Annotated in this window: 18 protein-coding genes and 2 pseudogenes; 9 read left to right on the top strand and 11 right to left on the bottom strand. The window is 61.3% G+C overall.

Annotated elements, in window-relative coordinates:
- The first annotated feature begins 103 nt into the window (after nt 1-103).
- Nucleotides 104-3019, top strand: coding sequence for a Tn3-like element IS1071 family transposase (locus ACZ5SR_RS02315; protein WP_003049965.1), 2916 nt, complete (start codon nt 104-106; stop codon nt 3017-3019).
- A 116-nt stretch (nt 3020-3135) separates the two neighbouring features.
- Here the strand turns inward: ACZ5SR_RS02315 and ACZ5SR_RS02310 are convergent, their stop codons facing one another.
- Nucleotides 3136-4443 (bottom strand): UvrD-helicase domain-containing protein, encoded by a 1308-nt coding sequence (locus tag ACZ5SR_RS02310; RefSeq protein ID WP_464449973.1) that lies wholly within the window; start codon nt 4441-4443, stop codon nt 3136-3138.
- 290 nt (nt 4444-4733) lie between these two features.
- On the opposite strand from ACZ5SR_RS02310, the pseudogene parA reads away from it, so the two are divergent.
- The 5 genes and pseudogenes from parA to ACZ5SR_RS02285 form a co-directional block, all read left to right on the top strand.
- Nucleotides 4734-5261 (top strand): annotated as a pseudogene (parA, locus tag ACZ5SR_RS02305) (ParA family partition ATPase); the annotation flags it as partial.
- Nucleotides 5258-5521: a chromosome partitioning protein ParB gene (locus ACZ5SR_RS02300; protein WP_464449972.1), complete on the top strand. Its 264-nt coding sequence runs from the start codon at nt 5258-5260 to the stop codon at nt 5519-5521. The pseudogene parA and the gene ACZ5SR_RS02300, both read left to right, overlap by 4 nt.
- Before the next feature lie 32 nt (nt 5522-5553).
- Complete coding sequence (locus ACZ5SR_RS02295; RefSeq protein ID WP_464451004.1) at nt 5554-6039, top strand: DUF2840 domain-containing protein; 486 nt, start codon at nt 5554-5556, stop codon at nt 6037-6039.
- Nucleotides 6036-6548 carry a conjugative transfer signal peptidase TraF gene (traF, locus tag ACZ5SR_RS02290; protein WP_464449971.1) on the top strand — a complete coding sequence of 171 codons (513 nt, stop codon included), beginning with the start codon at nt 6036-6038 and terminating at the stop codon, nt 6546-6548. Before ACZ5SR_RS02295 ends, traF begins: the two co-directional genes overlap by 4 nt.
- Before the next feature lie 469 nt (nt 6549-7017).
- Nucleotides 7018-8136 (top strand): DUF3363 domain-containing protein, encoded by a 1119-nt coding sequence (locus ACZ5SR_RS02285; RefSeq protein WP_464451003.1) that lies wholly within the window; start codon nt 7018-7020, stop codon nt 8134-8136.
- Nucleotides 8137-8448: 312 nt separating this feature from the next.
- On the opposite strand, the gene sorU is transcribed toward ACZ5SR_RS02285, so the two are convergent.
- The 3 genes from sorU to ACZ5SR_RS02270 all read right to left on the bottom strand — a co-directional run bounded on the left by sorU (nt 8449) and on the right by ACZ5SR_RS02270 (nt 11201).
- Entirely contained in the window at nt 8449-8811 is a 363-nt protein-coding gene (gene sorU / locus ACZ5SR_RS02280; protein ID WP_464449970.1) for a SorU family sulfite dehydrogenase c-type cytochrome subunit, read from the bottom strand.
- Between the two features lie 44 nt (nt 8812-8855).
- Entirely contained in the window at nt 8856-10085 is a 1230-nt protein-coding gene (gene sorT, locus ACZ5SR_RS02275; protein ID WP_464449969.1) for a SorT family sulfite dehydrogenase catalytic subunit, read from the bottom strand.
- A gap of 75 nt (nt 10086-10160) precedes the next feature.
- Complete coding sequence (locus ACZ5SR_RS02270) at nt 10161-11201, bottom strand: YeiH family protein (protein WP_464451002.1); 1041 nt, start codon at nt 11199-11201, stop codon at nt 10161-10163.
- Between the two features lie 127 nt (nt 11202-11328).
- Here ACZ5SR_RS02270 and ACZ5SR_RS02265 point away from each other — a divergent pair, with 127 nt between their 5' ends.
- Nucleotides 11329-12255 (top strand): LysR family transcriptional regulator, encoded by a 927-nt coding sequence (locus tag ACZ5SR_RS02265; RefSeq protein WP_464449968.1) that lies wholly within the window; start codon nt 11329-11331, stop codon nt 12253-12255.
- A 42-nt stretch (nt 12256-12297) separates the two neighbouring features.
- Here the strand turns inward: ACZ5SR_RS02265 and ACZ5SR_RS02260 are convergent, their stop codons facing one another.
- The 4 genes from ACZ5SR_RS02260 to ACZ5SR_RS02245 are packed head-to-tail and all read right to left on the bottom strand — an operon-like array spanning nt 12298 to nt 14488.
- The gene (locus ACZ5SR_RS02260) at nt 12298-12648 is read right to left on the bottom strand and encodes a hypothetical protein (RefSeq protein ID WP_464451135.1); all 351 of its coding nucleotides are present in this window, start codon (nt 12646-12648) and stop codon (nt 12298-12300) included.
- Between the two features lie 12 nt (nt 12649-12660).
- Nucleotides 12661-13539: an MFS transporter gene (locus ACZ5SR_RS02255; RefSeq protein ID WP_464449966.1), complete on the bottom strand. Its 879-nt coding sequence runs from the start codon at nt 13537-13539 to the stop codon at nt 12661-12663.
- A 12-nt stretch (nt 13540-13551) separates the two neighbouring features.
- Entirely contained in the window at nt 13552-13890 is a 339-nt protein-coding gene (locus tag ACZ5SR_RS02250; RefSeq protein ID WP_464449965.1) for a Rieske 2Fe-2S domain-containing protein, read from the bottom strand.
- A 55-nt stretch (nt 13891-13945) separates the two neighbouring features.
- Nucleotides 13946-14488 carry a ferredoxin reductase domain-containing protein gene (locus ACZ5SR_RS02245; protein ID WP_464449964.1) on the bottom strand — a complete coding sequence of 181 codons (543 nt, stop codon included), beginning with the start codon at nt 14486-14488 and terminating at the stop codon, nt 13946-13948.
- 21 nt (nt 14489-14509) lie between these two features.
- Between ACZ5SR_RS02245 and ACZ5SR_RS02240 the strand changes: the two are divergent.
- Nucleotides 14510-15109: pseudogene (locus ACZ5SR_RS02240) on the top strand (transposase); the annotation flags it as partial.
- A 61-nt stretch (nt 15110-15170) separates the two neighbouring features.
- Entirely contained in the window at nt 15171-16559 is a 1389-nt protein-coding gene (locus tag ACZ5SR_RS02235; protein ID WP_464449963.1) for an IS701 family transposase, read from the top strand.
- A 42-nt stretch (nt 16560-16601) separates the two neighbouring features.
- Here the strand turns inward: ACZ5SR_RS02235 and ACZ5SR_RS02230 are convergent, their stop codons facing one another.
- The 3 genes from ACZ5SR_RS02230 to ACZ5SR_RS02220 form a co-directional block, all read right to left on the bottom strand.
- On the bottom strand, nt 16602-17312 hold the full coding sequence (locus ACZ5SR_RS02230; RefSeq protein ID WP_464449962.1) for a GntR family transcriptional regulator: 711 nt from the start codon (nt 17310-17312) through the stop codon (nt 16602-16604).
- Nucleotides 17312-19057 (bottom strand): sigma 54-interacting transcriptional regulator, encoded by a 1746-nt coding sequence (locus tag ACZ5SR_RS02225; protein ID WP_464451134.1) that lies wholly within the window; start codon nt 19055-19057, stop codon nt 17312-17314. Before ACZ5SR_RS02225 ends, ACZ5SR_RS02230 begins: the two co-directional genes overlap by 1 nt.
- A gap of 347 nt (nt 19058-19404) precedes the next feature.
- The gene (locus tag ACZ5SR_RS02220; protein ID WP_177136982.1) at nt 19405-19659 is read right to left on the bottom strand and encodes a hypothetical protein; all 255 of its coding nucleotides are present in this window, start codon (nt 19657-19659) and stop codon (nt 19405-19407) included.
- Between the last annotated feature and the right edge of the window lie 159 nt (nt 19660-19818).

Genomic DNA, 19818 nt, shown 5'->3' with positions numbered 1-19818 from the left:
GCTAGCACTGGCGCGGGGGTGGTCTGGGTAGACCGTTGATTTCATTGACTTTCCTGTTCGCTTTGTAAACGGGTATGGTGGCCTCCCACTTTTGAGGTTCACGATGCAGGGTTGGCACACAACGTTTTTGGGGATGCGTGGGCTCCCCCGCGATATCAGCGACTTCGAGATGAAGGCATTTTTCACCTTCGATGGTGCCGAGCGCGACGCAATCAATGCACGCCGAGGTGATTCCCACAAGCTTGGTCTGGCGCTCCATATTGGTTTCCTGCGCATGAGTGGGCGTTTGCTCGGTGCCTTTCGGGTAATTCCAGTAGCCTTGTGGCGCCACCTTGGCAACGAGCTTGGCATTGCAGCACCAGAAGTCGCCTCGCTGAGAGCCATGTATGAACGCGGGCGCACGCTATTCGATCACCAACAAGTAGCCTGCACGGTCCTTGGATTCCAGTGGATGAGCGAGCACCAGCGCCGCTCACTGGTACGTGAACTGCGCGACGAAGTGGCGCGCTGCGCCGACCGCGATCAGCTACTCGTGCGGGCGCGTCAATGGCTGTACAAGAACAAGCTGGTGATCGTGCACGAGCGGGCAATTCGGACACTGATTGCGGCGGCACTTGCCCAGCTTGAAGTTGAAACAGGCACCGCCATCGCCGCCAGCGTTGATCCAGCAACACTTGATCGCTGGCGAGCCTCAGTTTCAGAGCTGCGCCCAGATGGACAAACCCAGCAGAGTTGGCTATGGGCTGCACCGGCGAAACACTCAACCCGCCAAATCAGCGAGGTACTGGAGCGCATCGACCTGCTTTACACGCTGGACGTTCATAAGCACCTGGCAGACATCCCCGATCTCATCTTGCGCCGCTACGCGCGCCGACTTGTCTCCAGGCCGCCCTCAGCCGGAGCCAAGATCAAAGAGCCAGCGCGCACCGTGGAGGTCGCATGCTTTCTTCGGTATTGCCTGTTCACCACCACAGACCAGTTGATCCTTATGGTGCAGCGCCGGATCGCCGATCTGTGGCGTCAGGCTGCCGCCGATGTCCCCGCTACCGTCAATTGGGCCGCAATGTACAAAACGCTGCTCGGCGAACTTGTTGCCTTGAGCGCGCAAGGTGCGGTGCCAGATGCTGAGTTGCGTGCCCGTCTTGAAGCCTTGATCACCGAAACCCAGAAACGCAAACCACCGAGCAGGGCCTCCCTGGTCCGCGAGGGATTGATTGATGGAATTCGCCCCGTGCGGTCGTTGCTCGTCGCCATTGCAAAGCTGCCCTGGCAGGCCACCGGCGAGCATCCTGCCATCGAGTACCTTGCCAAGCTGCAAGCTTTATATCTCAAAGGATCCAGAAAGCTGCCAGTTGAAGTGGTGGCACCAAGTCTGGGAATGATCTGGCAGGTTTCGATCTCCAGCCCAGACCGGGAACGGGCGTTTCAGGCGTTGGAGGTGGCCACCCTGTTTGCCCTGCGCCGCGCGGTGCGCAATGGCTCGGTCTGGATTGAGCACAGCCTGAGCTTTCGGGGTCGTGCGCGCTTGTTCTTCACGGACGAGCGTTGGCAGGCAGAGTCCAAGAAACACTATGCCCGTCTATCGTTACCCAGCAAGGCTGCCACTTTCTTGAAGCCTTTGCTGGCCAGAGTAACTGCCGGTGTCGATGCGGTGGCCGCTGCAGCCCGCAGTGGCGTACTGCGCGTGGATGATGAACTCCATTTGTCGCCATTGCCCGCAGAGGACGAAGACCCAGAAGTGACCAAGCTGCGCGCGGCTTTGGATCACCGCATCGGTGAGGTTCAATTGCCGGAAGTGATTCTGGCCGTTGACGCCCAGGTGCGCTTTAGCTGGATCATGCTCGGACGTGAGCCGCGCTCTACCGACGAGCTGCTGATGGTCTATGCCGGCATCATGGCCCACGGCACCAGTCTGACTGCGGTCGAATGCGCGCGCATGATTCCGCAATTGTCTGCCACCAGCATTCGCCAGGCCATGCGCTGGGCGCGGGACGAACGGCGTCTGAGCCAGGCCTGCCAGGCTGTGCTGGAATTCATGCAGCGACACCCGATTGCCGCCACCTGGGGGCGGTCCGATTTGGCATCTTCTGACATGATGAGCATGGAGACCACCAAACGGGTGTGGCAAGCCCGGCTTGATCCTCGGCGCAACACACCTTCCATTGGAATCTACTCCCATGTAAAAGACCGGTGGGGCATCTTCCATGCGCAGCCCTTTGTGCTCAATGAGCGCCAGGCGGGCGTGGCCATTGAAGGTGTCATCCGCCAAGAAAAGCTGGAGACCAGCCAGCTTGCTGTGGATACCCATGGCTACACCGACTTTGCCATGTCACATGCCCGTTTGCTTGGTTTTGATCTTTGCCCGCGGTTGAAGGAACTCAAACAGCGCCACCTCTTTGTGCCACGCGGCACCAAAGTGCCCGCAGAAATCGCTGCGGTGTGCGAAGCCAATGTCGACGTCGCTTTGATCGAAAAGCATTGGGATAGTCTGGTGCACCTGGCAGCCTCGGTCATGAGCGGACATGCCAGTGCGGTGGCAGCTCTTGCGCGGTTCGGTTCTGCCGCCCAGGGCGATCCAATCTATGAGGCTGGCGTGCAATTGGGGCGGTTGCTGCGTACGGCGTTTTTGGCTGACTACTTTGTCAAGGACGCTTTCAGGAACGAGTTGCGCCGGGTGCTCAATCGGGGCGAGGCTGTTAACGCCCTCAAGCGCGCCATTTATACCGGCCGGATCAGCCCGGCGCAGGCCAAACGTGTCGATGAAATGCAGGCTGTGGCCGATGCGTTGAGCCTGATGGCCAACATCGTGATGGCGTGGAATACCTCACAGATGCAGGCGGTCCTGGATCGCTGGTCGAACCGCCGCCAGGTCATTCCACCGGAACTGATCGGGAAGATTGCGCCCACCAGGCTGGAGAGCATCAACTTGCGGGGTGTGTTTCGCTTCCCGGTTGACCGCTATGCTGACCAAATCCTGCCTTCGCGGCCAAATGCATCGATAACTGGCACCAATGGATGAAACCGACCACGGTTTGACGCCACGAATCGCAGATTTGAAAGTGAACAGGAAAGTCAATGAAATCAACGATCTACCAACACCACCTCCGCGCCAGTGCTAGCTTTTCGTACCGTCACTTATTGCACTGAAAACGAGGAGACCCCAAGTGCCGCATGACCGGCATCCGAAGGCAGGTCGCCAGCCCAGTGCGCGCCTTTTTGACGTGGCCCAGGCCAGTCATTTGTATGAAACACGTGCACCTGTCCGACTGCCTCGGGGTCTTCAACGAATTGACGCAACTCCGGGCGCATCCGATTGAGGCAGTCAACCACGGTCTTGACCGACCGGAAATTGGCTTCCTTGCCGATCTCCGTGACGGCTGCATGCTCTAGCTTGCCGCATCCGTCGCCGTAGATTTTTTGCCAATGATCTCCAAAGAATCCGAACAACGGTGTCCCAGGCTGTCCCAAGAAATGGACTTTGATCGCTTCTACCCAATCATTGTCGGTATCCTGGTACTCGTCGACCAGAATGATTGGAAAGCGGTCCGCAATCATCCTTCGGAACTTCGCGTGCTCCATCAGAGAGATCGTGAGTGGAAGCACATCGTCATGGTGGAGAGAGACGCGGTCATCACGAATGGATCGATGACCGAGGCTGTATTCAATGGCGCGTTTCCCCAAACTACCGCCAGCCTCCTCGATCCGATCCTTCCATGCGGGTAAGGCTTCGACCAACGTTCTGAGTGATTTTTGGAATGCGCTGATCAGCGCCCAGCAGAAGGCGTGATTCGTCTCGCAGTAAATTAACGGGCTTCGATCCGTGCGTGCGGCGATTTCATTCTTGGCCACGTTGGTAAAAGTAATGCACGCGATTTGCTGACTTCGCTTGGGCAGAGATTGGTGATTGCGCTCAATCAAGAATTGCAAGGCTTTGATTAAGGAGTAGGTTTTTCCGGCGCCTGCACCGGCTTCCAGCCGGAAGCTTTTGCACCGGAACAGGCGGCGCGCTTGCTCAAGCTCAAGAAGAACGACTTGGCCAGCGAGGCAGGGCGGCTGGCAGCGGGTACGGGTTGGTTGCCGGTGATGTTGCGGGCACCAGTAGCCGAAGCACAGGCGGTGCCGGAAGCAGGGGATGCAGAAGCAGCGCAGGAAGAAGAGGCCCCGGTCGCTGATACGACCGAGTAAGCAGGATGCCCCGGCGAGTCGCCGGGGTGCTTTGCGCGGCGCGCGCGGCAAGTGTGCCGCGCGCGTTTTGACTTCCAGCAGCCCCCACACACCCAAACATCCATCAGCGTTGCCCCATCGGGCAATCGCCATAGACAGGGCTATCAAGCCAGCTACGCCGGGGAACGCCTGATTGGGTTGGTCGTGCGGTTCATCCGCACGAGGATCGAACGCTGTTCCGGTCACCCCGCTTTGCGCGTGGGTTCCCAGAACGGACACATTTCGACAACCTTTCCCCCACATTCCCATGAACCATCAAGGCGTCAGTGAAATATTCTTTGAAGAAACCTACAGCGTGCCGCCTGAGCAGACGGCGCGGGCATTGTTTTCCAGACTGCCGCATGGAATCGACTATGCAGAAAGGCTGATCGAATGTCTGGCGACCGGGTACCTGGTCGCCGTTGTCGAATCCATTTGTATCCGCGAGATGCAGCGGCATGTGGACGCTGCATCAGAAGTTGTTGTGGGACGAACCGTCCAGATGGAGCACAAGGGGCCGATCCCGCCGGGATCCGCAGGGGTCAGCCCTGGACTGGGCGCAGCGGCGCGCGCAAAGCGGACACAACCGCCTGTACGGCGTGTTTGGCCTGGCCCGGGACTCTCTGCACCAGGAGGCTCCAGCGATTGCCTTGCAGGCTGATTTCGTCGTGATTGACGGCCCACCCCGGGTCGCGGCACTCGCGCGCTCGGCGCTGCTGGCCGCCGACCTGGTGCTGATTCCGGTACAGCCCAGTGCCTACGACGTATGGGCCAGTCATGAGATGGTGCAGCTGATCACCGAGGCACGGGTGTTTCGGCCGCAGTTGCGCGCGGCCTTTGTGATCAACCGGCGTGTCGTGGGCACAGTGATCGGGCGCGAGGCGCGTGCCGCGCTCGCCGATCAACCGTTTCCCGCGTTGCAGGTCGAAGTGTCCCAGCGCATTTTGTTTGCCGACAGTGTGGCTGCGGGCCGACTGGCGTTTGAGGTGGCACCAAACTGCGCAGCCGCGCGCGAGATCGCTGCGCTGGCACAGGCGGTGCGGGAGATGTTGTTATGACCAAACCACAGCAGTCCAATTTGCAGCGGCGGGCACCGATTGGCCGCAGGCCTGGTGCTGATCCAGCTTCAGCCTGGGTGCAGCAGATTGACGCGGTGATGGCAACCGCAAAGGCATCAATCTATACCGCGCGACTCACCATTGATGTCACGCCCGTGATGCGCGGGCGTATCAAGGTCGTGGCGTTCCAGCGGGGTGTTACTGCTGTCGAGATGTTGCGTGAACTGCTGGAGCGTGAGTTTCCGGAGGGAGCGTCATGATGCAGTCAAACGTTCAAGCAGCGGTAAAGGTCATGCGACCTGAATTCTCAACGCACAGGCCGATACCGATGCAGGTTTCTCTTGCCTTTGTTGATCAACGGGTGAACGTGTGGCTGCGCTTTGGCAGGTCAGTGCGCGAAACCGTCCTGAATCGCTGGCGGCGCGTCGCAGTGTTTGAATCTGGAGCGGTCTGTTGCCGGGTGAAGTGGATTGCCAATGACTACGGTACGGCGCTATGGCAGTTGATGGTGTTGCAGGCGTCCATGCCATTTGACGGTGCGCAGCGCGTCGCAGGTGTGGTGCCAGGCGCGCGCATTCTGCTGCGTGCCGACGGTGAGCTGCAGGTCAATGCCGTGCTGGTCGTCATTGACGGCATTGAGGCGTTGGGCATCGATCCTTGTGCCGTTGCTGTGACGTATTGGCGCACGGTTGGCAACCGGCTGGCTGCATGCCAGCCGCTACCCGAATACACACCTGAGCGACATGCGGCGTACACCGCACGCGGAGCGCTGCAATGAAACGGGTCATTGTGATTCTCTGTATGGACATCGGCCTGGTGGCGCTGCTGATGCCGATTGCCATCCCGAACCGTGTACAGCTGGTCTACAACCCCAGCGACAGCGTGCCGCGCGGCTGGTACCGCATAGTGCCAGCCGACTCGCTGCAGGTTGGCAGCATCGTGCTGGCACGGCTTCCGACACAGGTGGCTGCGCTTGCCGCGCAGCGCGGTTACCTGCCAGCTGGCATCCCTCTGCTCAAGCGCATTGGTGCGATTGCCCCGCAGCGGGTGTGCATTGAGGGAACATCAGTGCGCATTGACGACGTGGCGGTTGCCGCCGCGCTGGCTGCCGATGGGAGTGGTCGTCCACTGTCGGCATGGTCGCAGTGCCGACGCCTGGCACACGGTGAATTGTTTCTTTTAAGCAGCACCAATCCGGCGTCGTTCGACAGTCGTTACTTCGGCCCCATCCGTGCATCGGATGTGATTGGAAGTGCGAAGCCGATTTGGACGTGGAGCACGCCATGAACATACCTTCTGTCGTGCAGATGCCTTGCCGCCAGCGTGCAGCTTGGGCTGCACTGTCGCTGCCTGTTTGGCAGCGTCGCAAGCACCGCATGCGGCTGGCGTGGACTCGGAGCCGGGCAGTAAGTCGGAGGCTTCAGGGACCGGTGAAGAGAGAGGGCAAGATAAAAGGGCCGGCACGTTCCGGTCCGCAAAGCCAGTCTGCACGTGGGTTGGGCGCGGCACGGCGGCTTGCAGCCTGTGTGCCGTCACAGAACGCAAACCCGCGGGGCACTAAGGTTGGCAGCGTGCCGTCTTGGATGCGATTCGCTGCATTACGCTGGAGATTGTTTCATGGCCTCGCGTGACGATGACCGTTTCAGGGTTAAGCCAGGAGCGCCCAAGGGCGGTGTTGGCGACGGTAGTGGACCTCGATCACAGCGTTTTGTCTCGCAGGTATTGAAGCAGGTATCGAAGTCCGGCGCAAAGGCTTCTGGCGTGGGTGGTGCTAGGCCTGCATCGACATTCGGGCGGGGGCGCGTTGCAGCGGGTATCCCCGAACATGGAACAGACTTTGAACGATATGGGCGAGCGTGGCGACATCCTGCGGGCTATGCACAATGCCCTGAAAGGGCAGCAGCGCGAGTTGGTGTTGGAAACGGAACCCGCAGCACCTGTCATCGGCCGCATCGTCACCAAGGGCCTGGCCGACGAGCTCAATGACCGGGGCTATCTGGTGGTGGATGGCATTGATGGCCGTGCGCACTATGTCCGTCTGCCAGTCGGAGCTGACCTGGTCGCGCTGCCGGTGGGCGGCATCGCGGAAGTGAAGTCCGCTGGAGGGGAGCGGGTGGTGGACCGCAACATCGCGAGCATCGTACGGGAGGGTGTTTACCGCAGCGCTGACCATCTTGTTCAGCTTCGACAAGAAGGTGCCACAGACCCACAAACCACGATAAATGTTCACGTGCGTCGGCTGGAAGCCATGCGGCGTGGCGGCATCGTAGAGCGCGCGGCCGAAGGCGTCTGGAGTGTGCCATCTGACTTCGTATTACGTGCCCAGGCGCATGATGCCCAGAAGACGGCAGGCATGGTTATCGAACTGCGGTCGCATTTGTCGCTTGACCAGCAACGGCAGGCCCTCGGTGCTACTTGGCTTGACCGCCAATTGATAGGCAATGGCCAGGGGCTGACGCGGCAAGGTTTCGGTGCCCAAGTGCATGAGGCGATGAAAGATCGCGTGGATTTCCTTGCCGGACTGGGCCTGGCCGAGCGACACGGCCAGCGCGTTGTCCTTGCGCTCAACGTTCTGTCCAACCTACGGGATCGAGAACTGGCGAGTACGGGGAGGGCTATTCAGGATCAGACCGGTCTAGCTTACCGCCCACTGCGCGACAGTGGCAATGCCAGTGGCATCTACCGGCGTTCTGTTCAGCTTGCCAGTGGCCGCTTCGCGATGCTCGACGACGGCGTGGGCTTCAGTCTGGTGCCATGGCGTCCCGTGGTGGAGCAGCGCCTGGGGCAGCATGTCTCTGTCGTCGTACGGGGTCAGTCAGTGACTTGGGAGCTTGGTCGCCAGCGTCAGCTCTCGGTACCGGGTGGGCAATTCTGAGCGCTGACCAAATATCTGCAAGAAACCTATCGACGAGCTACGAGAAATGAGCCTTCAGCAAATCGACCAGTGACAATACTGTCGCAGATTACTCCGCCACACGGAAAGCAGCCCCGATGCTGATGCGAAGCCGTTCCCCTTCCTCAATGTCTTTGTAGGCTATAGTCAAAATTGACACAGATTTTGAACAACGAAGTTTCCGTTGCTTCGTGTCACATGCGGGCTCGGAATCCGGGCATTGGTGGTGCGGCTGAAAATCGGGTATTTCGCATGCCCACGCCAAGACTATTTTGGAATTGGAATCGCCTGCGCTCAATTCGCCGCGCCGCTGGCCTTTGACACGTAGTGCGCCAGCGCAAGAATCTGGACCTCGCTCAGGCTGGCCCTGTAGGACGGCATCTGCCCAATCCCGTTGCGCAGCGCTTTGGCCACGCGCTGGGCGTCGGGTTTGAGTTCGTCGAGGACGGGGCCTACAGCACCGCTGGCTCCCGCGTCCTTCAGGGTATGACAGAGCACGCACGCGGGTGCCGAGGATTGCGTGAACAGTTTTTTACCTAATGCGAACTGGGATGCCTCATCCACAGCCATCACCGGGAATGAGATGAGAACGCTCAGATAAAGGAGCGGCGCCAGGGTGTAACGGGACGTGGCAACTTGCAGGGTGTTCAACTTCATGGGGTGCTCGATTCAATAGTTTGGAAGGAACAACTGCGAATGCCTCAGGCCACCTTCACCGTCACCGCGTGGTCAGCCCAGCTGGTGTTGTTGTAGCCGGCGGCATTCTCCAGGCGCTGCTGCGGCTGAACTTTTCCCATCGCATCCGTGGCGCGGCTGGCCAGCACATGCTGCCCGGCGGGCAGCCGAGTTTCCAGCACGAACTGTCGCCATGCGTATTTGCCCATATCTGGCCCGACAAAGCGCGCATCGACCCAAGTCTTGCCGCCATCGACAGAGACCTCGACTCGTTTGACCGCATGCAAGCCACCGAAGGCGACCCCGCTGATTTGAACCCGCCCTTTTTCAAGCGGCGCGCTGTCTGAACCAGGCGAGTTGATCCAGGACTTCACAGTCATCTCCTGCACCGAGGGCTGGTTCGGATCACCCTTGCCGCCGGGCGGTGAAATACGGTAACCGTGCGACATGATCTTTGCGTCGGTCTCTTCGGTCGTGAACGCCAGTCGTTTGATGTACTTGATATTGTTAACGCCGGTGTAGCCGGGCACGATCAGACGCAGCGGTCCGCCGTGTGCGAGAGGAATTGCAGCCCCATTCATCTCCCAGGCCAACAGGGCATCGGTCATGGCCGAAGCGGGAACCGAACGCTCGACGATGATGCTCTTGGGGTCAAGGCCTTCAGGCAGTTTTTCACCACCGGTGCCCGTCATGAATCGCATGCCGCCATCCATGCCTCCCAGCGCCTCGGCCACCGCGCGCACAGGCACTCCGCTCCAGACCACGCACCCTGCAGCGCCGACAGTCCAGGGCGTACCACTGGGCTTGCTGGGAAAGAAGCCGCGACCGTTGCCAGAGCATTGCAGCACCATCGCAACCGTTTCGAGACCCAGGGTCTTGAGTTCGCGCAGGGTCAGCTTGCGCGGCTTACTGACACCTTCGATGGCGATCTCCCAGGCATTACGGTCGGCCACGATCGAGGCATCGGGTGCTGGCAGGTTGTTGCGAATATAGAGTTGCTCGGCCGGGGTGATGACGCTGGTGCCGAATGCGCTGCGTTTGGTCTCGATGGTGGTCGCGCTATGCACAATCGTGCTGTTGGCATCTTTCCAGGAGACGTAAGCGGGCAGCGGCTTGGCCTGTGCTGCCGCGCCATTGCTCCAGGTCGACAATCCGACAGCGGCCAACGCGCTGGCGCTGCCCACCAACAGGTGGCGACGATTGAGCGCCGAGGGCACCATCGCTGGGGCGGTATGACGAAGGTCTTGAGTGTGCATGGTTTGTCTCTCTTTTGATGAATGGCAACATGGAACGGGAAAGGCGCTGGGGTCTGGCGGACGTCGGGCGTCCGCTCAAGGTCTCAGATAAATCGCGGCCAGCACAAACGCGGCCATCCACAGGGTTTCAACCAGCAGCAATGTGAACGGTTTCCATCCGGCGCGGGCCAGTTGCCGGAACGAGGTCTTGATACCCAAGGCAGCAATGGCGACGACCAGGCAAATGCGGGACACATTGCTCAGGCCCTCCTGAACGGCCACGGGCACACCACCCATCGAGTTGAGAGCCACCAGGGCCACAAAAACCCACAGAAACCAAGGCACCAGCGCCTGCTTGGCTGCGACCGTGCCGTCTACGGACTGCTCACGTTCTTTCTTGAACATGCTGGACACCACCACCACGACCACGGCCAGCATGGCCACCCGGAACAGCTTGACGATGGTGGCGTAGTCACCCGTTTCATGGTTCAACATGTAACCCGCGCCGACAACTTGAGCCACGTCATGAATGGTACCGCCAAGGAACAACCCCGCCAACTCCGGCGACAGGTGCAGCACTCTAGCGATCAGGGGGTAAACAACCATGGCCAAGGTGGACAGCACGGTCACAGTCACCACCACCATTAGGGTGAAGCGTTCACTTTCCTTGTTGCGCGGCAGCACCGACGAAATCGCCAGCGCCGCGGAAGCGCCGCAAATAGCAACGGCGCCGCCCGACAGCACGCCCTGCGCCCGCGTCAGGCCCAGGCGCCGTCCCAGCAGACTGCCGCACAGCATGGTGGTTACCACGGCGGCAACCACAATGGCGGCGGTTGACCAGCCCAGCCCGGCAATCTGGGAGGCCGTGATACGCGCACCCAAGAGGCCAACACCCAGGCGTAACAAGTTACGCGAGCAAAATTCAATTCCCGGCTTGGCCTTTGGGTCTTGACTCAGGTAATGAAACGCCACGCCGAAAAACAAGGCGTACAGCAATTGTGGACCACCATGCAGGGTGGAGACAAAGGTGGCGGCCATCGCGATCACACAAGACAAGGCGGCACCCGGGAAAAGTTGCAGCAGGTGCTGCGGCAACCAAGCGGGGCGGGCAGTGTCGGCGGCTGACGTTGGCGACAGGAAATTGAACACAGGAAAACCTCTTTCGAACAGCGCGCGTGGGGTACGCGTGGGAGGGTTGTGGTCCTCAATGAATTAGATAATAGGCAAAAGTCATTAAAGAAAAAAGCGGATAATATCGCTCAGGATGATCGATAAATCCAATCAGCAATCGTTCCAACGTCTGCGCCTCAACCTGCGTCAGCTTGAAGTCTTTCTGGCCACGGCGCGCGGCGGTAGCACACGTGCGGCGGCCGACCGGATCGCACGCTCGCAATCTGCGGCCAGCACCTCGCTGGCCGAACTCGAGGCCGCGCTCGGCGTCGAACTGTTCGACCGCATCGGCCGGCGCCTGCTGCTCAACGAGAACGGGCGCGCGCTGTTGCCCAAGGCCCAGGCCCTGGTCGAGCAAGCGGCCGAGGTGCAAGCCCTGTTCACGGACGAGCATGCCGCGCCCTTGCTGGTCGCTGCCAGCTTCACAATCGGCGAATACCTGTTGCCCAGCCTGGTGGCGCAATGGACGCAACAACACCCCAAGAGCCAGATCCATCTGCGCATAGGCAATACCAGCGAAGTGATAGCCGCGGTAGCTGCCCTGGACGTCGACATCGGCTTCGTCGAGGGGTCGCAGACGCATTCCGACCTGGTCGTGCGACCCTGGCTGGATGACGAAATGGTGATCCTCGCTGCACCGGGCCACCCGCTGGCGAATCGCTGCGCGACGGCCCGCCAGTTGGCCGACGCCACCTGGGTGCTGCGGGAACACGGCTCCGGCACGCGCCAGATTGCGGATGAGTGGTTGCTGAAAAACCTGGATCGGGTGCGCGTCGGCTTCGAACTCGGCAGCACCGAAGCGATCAAGCGCGTGGTGGCGGCGAGCGATGCCCTTGGCTGCCTTTCGCGCTACGCGGTGGCGCAAAGCGTGGAAGACGGGCACCTGGTCGAACTGCGAACACGCCTGCCCAAGGCAAGCCGCAAGCTCGCCATCGTGCTGCACCGCGAAAAGCGGCTAGGCCGCGCGACCACGGAGTTCCTGGCGCACTGCAGCGCCGCCGAGCAGCACAGCGCTAGCTGAGCTGCGAGCACCGATTTATTTCGTCGGCGCCATGCCCCGGCTTCAAACAGAGCGCAGGCGCTGGTGCAGCCGCAGCAGCCCGACTACGCCCAAGCCGGCCGAGCAGGCTGCGACTCCGAACGGAATGGCATACCCACCCGTCAGGTCGCGCAGCCAGCCACTGGTCCAGCTCCCGATTCCGACCGCGACAAATCCGAAGAAGTAGATCTCGGTGATCCGGCGACCCGCCTGCGCGGCAGGAAACATCTCCCGCACGAGGACCGCGTAACCCGGCATGTAGCCTCCGAAGCCCAATCCGATCAGTACGGCGCCCACAGTGATCGCGACGGGCCCCTGCGCCATCGCCAGCCAGGCAACGCCGAACACGTGCAGCATCGACATCGCCAGCAGCACGCGGTAGCGCCCCTATCTGAGCGACAGCTGTCCGGCGGACAAGCGCGAAACGAGCGTCACGCCGAGCATCGCCGAAACCACCGCCGCGGCGGCTGCCGGCGCAAACCCTTGCTCCTCGCCGAAAGCCGTCAGGTGTCCGATCACCATGAGGCTCGCATGATTGGAGAGGGCCATGCAAAGGCCCAGCATGAGGAAGCCGCCGCGTGCAGCGGATCGTACCGCTTCGCTCGGGCCGGAAAGATCGGGAGGAAGGACGTGCGGCGGAGGCGCACGCCGGAACGCGAACGCGCATGCCATGAGTGCGACGCCGGCGACAAGCCCGTAAGTTCCGATTGTCGCCCGCCATCCGATCGCATCCGCACCCCATCGCATCAGTGGCGGCAGCGCCAACCCGCCCACGCTCTGCCCGCTGGCCGCGATGGCGATCGCCAGCGCCCGATGCCGATCGAACCATTGGCTGACGGCGGCCGTGAGCGGGCTGAAGAACGCGCCCTGGCCGATGCCACCAATCAGCACACCATAGGCCAGATGCAGAGTGAGCAGATTCCGGGCCGATGCCGCGAGCAGGAGGCCCAGGCCGGTGGCCGTCGCGGCCAGTATCGCGATGCGAAAGAACCCGACCCGGTCGAGCATTCGGCCCAGCACGAGACTGCCGATGGCCGCGCCAAACATCGCCGAGGTATGCACGAGGGCGACGGTGCTCGCTCCCTTCTCCCAGTGGCTGGCAAGAGGCTTCAGCAGGACCGGAATGGAGGTGACAGCACCGAAGCTTAGAGACGCGATCACCAGCGTCATTGCTGCAACCCACCAGCTGTAGCGGCTTTCGATGGAGCGCTCTTCCCTTTGCACGCCAGGAGCGCCCTCTGCGCAACAGCTGGAAGGCTCAGCCATAGAGATCAACCGCTACGCGTCGCCGCACGCGAGCGGCGCAGTGTCCACAAGGATTTTTCCGTTCTCGATGCGCACTGGTGCCACCGCGAGACGTCTCTCCGCGATCCCGAGAGGATCGCCCGTTTCGAGATCCCACTGCCAGAGATGCTTGGAGCAGGTCAACACATTGCCATCGGCAAAGCCGAAGGCGAGCCGCTCTTCCATGTGAGGGCAGACCGCCGGGCAGGCGACGATGCGATCGCCGACGCGCACCAGCAGGATCTCGCGTTCGCCGGCACGGCATTCCATCATCTCCTCGCCGTCGAAATCCGCGGCGTCGCAGGCCGCTTCCCATTTCTCGTTCTGTTGCATTTTCGTATCCTTCGCGTGGTCTCTCGGTTGATCCGGGTTAACGGCAATCACCGTCTCAGGAAAAGCTGTCGTAGCGAATGCCCGCGGGATTCAGCCGGGCCTTGGCGATCAGCATCCGCAGCGTGCTCTGAACCATGGGTGGCGGCCCGGCGACGAACACCGCGTGGTCCTTCCACACACCTTCCAGGCAACGCGCCGCGACCTCGTGCGCCATGCCCGACTCGAACTGCAGATTGGCACCGGCGCCGGAAAGCGCGACGGATCGGCTGTCTTCGTCGGACAGCGCCACGACGATCCTCAGTCGATCCGCAAAGCGCCTGGCAGCCTCGGCCAGTCGATCGATGACTTCGGGACAGCGCGACGTGCGCAATCCACACACGAAATCGAGACGATGCCATTCCAGGTGGCCCGAGGCGACCGCCCAGTCGAGCACCGACAACGCCACCGCCGCGCCGGATCCTCCGACCACCACGGCTAGGTCGCCGTCCTCGTCCGGCCGCACATGCGCCGCGCCCAAGGGGCCGAAGACCTGCACGCGAAAACCTACCGAGTCGGGCGAGCAGAGCAGCGGTGAGAGCCTGTGAAAATTTCCCGGCATGAATTCTGCATGTCCTTCGGCATGACCAACATGATGACAGTACCGGGATCGAATGCAAAGACGGGCGCACTATTTGAGGGCCTGTGTGTTCCCGCAGATAGCGCGGCTGTCCTCAAGCGCAGCACCGCCCCGGGTGCACCGCGCGTGCAAAGCGCCATACGCAATCAAGTCGAGCTGCGTGTCTGTGACCTGGATGCCAGCTTGCCCGCCGACCACCAGGCCCGTGCTGTCTGGGCCTTCGTGCAGTCGCTCGACCTTCAAGGCCTGTACGCGCGCATCAAAGCCGTCGAAGGCAGCGTCGGGCGCGCGCCCATCGACCCGGCCATCCTGATGAGCCTGTGGCTGTACGCCACACTCGACGGCGTCGGATCGGCCCGCGAACTCGACCGCCTGTGCGCGAGCGAAGATGCTTACCGCTGGTTGTGCGGCGGGGTCGGCGTTAACCATCACACGCTGGGCGACTTCAGGGTCAAACATGAACAGTGGCTCGACGGCCAGCTCACCGCCAACGTTGCAGCCCTGTTGTCCCAGGGGCTGGTCAGCATGAACCGCGTGGCCCACGACGGCATGCGCGTGCGCGCCCACGCCGGTGCGGCCAGCTTCAGGCGCAGCGAGACCTTAGTCTTACTGTGTCACAAAATATGCTATTATTTCAATAGCATCAATTCTGACCGGAGGCTTTATGAACGCGGCCAAGGAGTTCAACCAGTACACCGCACATTTGTCTGAAGGGCTCGGGCATGCAGACCGGCATGCAGGACTGAGCGGGTATTGCACCGGCCTGATGCTGCCCTTGTCGCGCAAAAGTGTCGAGCCCATGGCCGCCCGCGTTGACCCCCTGCACACCAGCGCACGGCATCAGGCGCTGCATCACTTTGTGGCCAAGTCCGAGTGGTCGGACACGGCGGTCATGGCTCGGGTACGCGATTGGGTCATGCCCTCGCTGGACCTGGATAGCGGCTGCTACTGGATCATTGATGACACGGGCTTTCCCAAGAAGGGCAAGCACTCGGTGGGTGTGGCCCGCCAGTATTGCGGCCAGCTGGGCAAGCAAGACAATTGCCAGGTGGCCGTCAGCCTGTCGCTGGCAAGCGCTCAAGGCAGCATCCCCATCGCCTACCAACTCTACCTGCCCAAGGACTGGGCAGCTGACCCGGCGCGGCGCAAGTGCGCTGGCGTTCCCGAGGACATGGCCTTCGCGACCAAGCCCGAGATCGCCCTGGCGCAGATGCGCCAGGCCATTGCCGCAGGTGTCCCCATGGGCGTGGTGCTGGCGGATGCAGGTTATGGCGATGAAACCGCTTTTCGCGATGGCATCACTGCATTGGGCATGCTCTACGCCGTCGGTATCCGCCCGGCCACCACGGTATGGGCACCGGGGACAGCGCCGCTGCCACCCAAAGCCTGGGCTGGTCGCGGCATACGGCCCACGCGGCTGCGTCGGGAGCCTGGCAATGAGCCAGTGGCCGTCAAGGCGTTAGCGATGGCCCTAGCCGAGCAAGCCTGGCGCACTGTCACTTGGCGGGAGGGTACCAACACCGAACTCAGCTCGCGCTTCGCCGGGGTGCGCGTGCGTTGCGCGCATCGGGATTATCTAGGCACCGAGATGCGCGCCGAGGAGTGGCTGCTGATCGAATGGCCCGAAGGTGAGGCCGAGCCGACAAAATACTTCCTCACCACCGCCCCAGATGAGGCCACACTGGAGCAAATGGTGTTCGTTACCAAGATGCGCTGGCGCATCGAGCGGGACTACCAGGATTTGAAGCAGGACTTCGGGCTGGGCCACTATGAGGGAAGGGGCTGGCGCGGGTTTCACCATCACGCCACGCTGAGCATCGCGGCCTACGGCTTCCTGATGGCGCAACGCCTGAAGGCTGGCAGCAGTGCCAGCAGTAAAAAAAACTTCACTCAACGCCAAGTGCCTGCCGTTCCCAAAGATTACGTCCCACGGGGCAGCCCAGCGCGCGCAACGGCACATGGCGGACTCGATCACGACCCTGCGCTTACGCCTGAGCGTCGCACTCGCAAGCGCCCTGGGACATTGCCCGCATTGCAATTGGATAAGTCCTAAATTTCGTTTATGACACAGTAATATTAATGCGCTGAACCAGTTTTATTCTTGTTTCGCCTGGCGTTTAACGACGTCGTGCGTCAGGCGCACATGGGCTTCCAGCGCCAGGGCCGCGCGAGCTTCCTGGCGGTCGATGGCGGCGCGAAAGATGTCTTCGTGCTCGCGGTGCACGTCGCGTCCGCTGGCATGGGCGGCTGTGAGGCGCCAGTTGATGTTGCGGTAGCGCTCGGCATGGCGGTACAGGATGGCCAGGAAATACTTGCTCCAGGTCGAATCGAAGCTGGCGATCAGCGCTTCGTGGAAGGCCTTGTTGCGACGCTCCCAGAGGTCGGGCTCGGGTCCGTCCGGGTCGCTTTCGGTTTGCGTCAGCAGGTGGTAGCTGGCCACCAGCGCGGCTTCCCAGTGCGCGTCACCGTGGCGGATCGACTGGCGCAGGGCTTCGGTCTCCAGCATGACGCGGGTGTTGGTCACGTCCTCAAGATCGGCCAGCGAGATCGGTGCCACCCGGAACCCGCGCTGGCCTTCCGAAGTGACCAGTGCGTCGGACACCAGCAGCGACAAGGCCTCACGCAAGGTGCCGGAGCCAACCTGGTACTGATCTTTCAGGTGCTCCACGCGCAGCCGTTCTCCGGGCGCGAGCTTGCCGCACACCACGTCGTGGCGCAGGCCCAGGTAGGCGCGCTCGACAAGGGTCCGCGGGGTGGCCATGTCGGCTTCGGGGGCGGCACTGGTACGGTGTTTCAGGGTAGACATCACAACCCTCCTGGATGGCGGGTGGTTTCAGTCACTGGCGGCGGCGCGTCAGCGCCGCCGCCAGTGCGGCGTTTTTGCCGGTAGGCCAGTTGCGGCCGGGTCAGGCCCAGCAGGCGCGCCGCCTCGGACAGGTTGCCGCGGGCGCGCGCGACCGCATGGTCGAGCACGCGCGCCTCGATTTCCTCCAGCGAGCTGCCGCTGTCCAGAATGCGCGCACTCAGGTCGTCGTCTTGCGCACTGGGCAGCCGGGTCAATTGACCGCGCGCGTCCAGGCCGGTCTGCACCGCCTCCGGCTGGTTAGGGAAAAGATGTTCGACTTCCACCATAGCGCCCTGGCTCGCCAGGATCACGCCCCGCTCGACCAGGTTTTCCAGCTCGCGCACGTTGCCCGGCCAGTCGTGCTGCTGCAATGCCTGCAGGGCTCGCTCTCCAAAGCCCGAGAGGCGCGTGTTGTGCAGCGCGCAAAAGCGCACCAGCATGCTTTGCGCCAGCAGCTCGATGTCGGCATGGCGCTCGCGCAACGCCGGAATGCAAATGGGATAGACATTGAGGCGGTACATCAAGTCACGCCGGAAACGGCCGGCCCGCACCGCCTGCTCCAGGTCGACGTTGGTGGCGGCCACCAGCCGCACATTGACTTTGCGCGTGGTCTCGCCACCCACGCGTTCGATTTCACCTTCTTGCAGTACGCGCAGCAATTTGGCCTGGGCCGCCATTGGCAGCTCACCCACCTCGTCGAGCAACAGGGTGCCGCCGTCGGCACGCTCGAAGCGTCCGGCGCGCGAGGCGTGTGCGCCGGTGTAGGCCCCCTTCTCCACGCCAAACAGCTCGGCCTCGATCAGCTCGGAAGGCAAGGCGGCGCAATTCACCGCCACGAACGGTGCGTCGGCACGGCTTGAGAGTTCGTGCAGGGCGCGCGCGAAGCGCTCCTTGCCTACGCCAGTCTCGCCGGTCAACAACACCGTGACCTGGGTCTGCGCAGCCTTTTGCATCAGCGCGTAAGCCTTGCGAAAAGCCGCCGAGACGCCAATCAACTGACCGCCCTGACTGACAGGCGCAAGCGTTGACTTCAAGGCTTCCACCTGCGGCTGCAGGGCCTCCATCTTTTCCATCAGTGATTCGTCGGTGAAGTAGACACGATGGGCCTCGCCGTCGGGCCATTCTTCGATCGGGCGGCCGACGATCAGGCAGTGGTCAGCGCCACAGGCGGCGCAAAGGGTCTCCTTGAACAGGATCAGCCGCCCCATGAACGCGCTGGTGTAGCCGCTGGCATAGCCCAGCAGCGTCCAGCAAGCCGGGTCGTCGACCAGGCCGAACTTCTGCCGGTGCGCATAGGCCTCCCAGGAGTGGTCCCAGAGAAACTCGCCGTAAAACTGGCCAGCCGACACATCGAACGTGAGCTTGACTGGCGTGACGCGCGCTGCCCCTTCGAGCATGTGCAGTTGGGGCCCGACCAGAAAACTGTCCTGCAGCGCCTGGCCGGGGCGCATCTTCTTGGCGTACTCGGCGTCGCACAGTCCCGAGGCGTAGCCCATGCGTGTCATGATACGTCGGGCGTGCTCGGGGCCGACCGAACTGAGCAGATCCTCGCGCAGCGCTGCCAGCGCCATGGTGTGCATCAAGACCATGCGCCGGTCGCCCAGCCAGATGGCGCCGTTGTCGGGCTCGAAGCGCAACAGGCGACGCAAGTCGCTGTCCGGCGGGTATTTGAAGTTCAGGGGCACATCATCTCCTGGCAAGGCCATGAGGCCATTTTCTCGATATTACGCCATCGGGGCACGATGCCGTGTTGAACACACGGATCGGCGATGGTTTTGATCATTTGGTAAATTGCAGCTGGTTCGAATAGTTCAATTGCGTAATTTAATCGATATTGCATCGAAAAATGGCATTTGTCAAAGCATGGACACCACCCAATCGAGGATAAAAAACCATCGATAAGAATCAAATTTCTAGGTGTTTTCCACTAAATTTTCGAGATTTTTCTAAATCCCGACGATTTTGGCATGCAACTTGCGAGGTCTGACACATCACACACGTCATGCTATGAGCTACACACCTCACTTCAACCCCGACCTCAAGTTCGGGCTCATCAATCGAGCGGGCTGCAAAAGACGGAACTCATGGCCTCTAACGCCTCAATGGCGTCAAAGTCGTTCTTGCCTTGCACCAACAGGCCCAAGTGGCTCTTCGAGATGTCGCCATTGATGATGCCTTTGCCTGCGAGAGGAAAAGCATGGTCAACGCGCTTGTTGCTCTCCGTGCGCTTAAGGAATTGCCCCACGAGTGTCAAACCGGCATTGGAGGAGAGGTCGTATTTGAGCTTCTTGATAATGAAGTCGGTCATGGTTTTTCTCACCCTCTGGGTGAATAGCACTTGACGGCTAAGTTGTTAATTTCGATAGAGATTATGAAAAATTCTCTGATTCTTATCACGGATTCAGGTTCTTATTTAGATCTCTTCGAATTTGATTTTTATTCAATGGATATACATTGCACAAAGGAG

The sequence above is a fragment of the Limnohabitans sp. TEGF002 genome, assembly GCF_055395845.1.
This window is presented reverse-complemented; position numbering and strand designations above follow the sequence as displayed.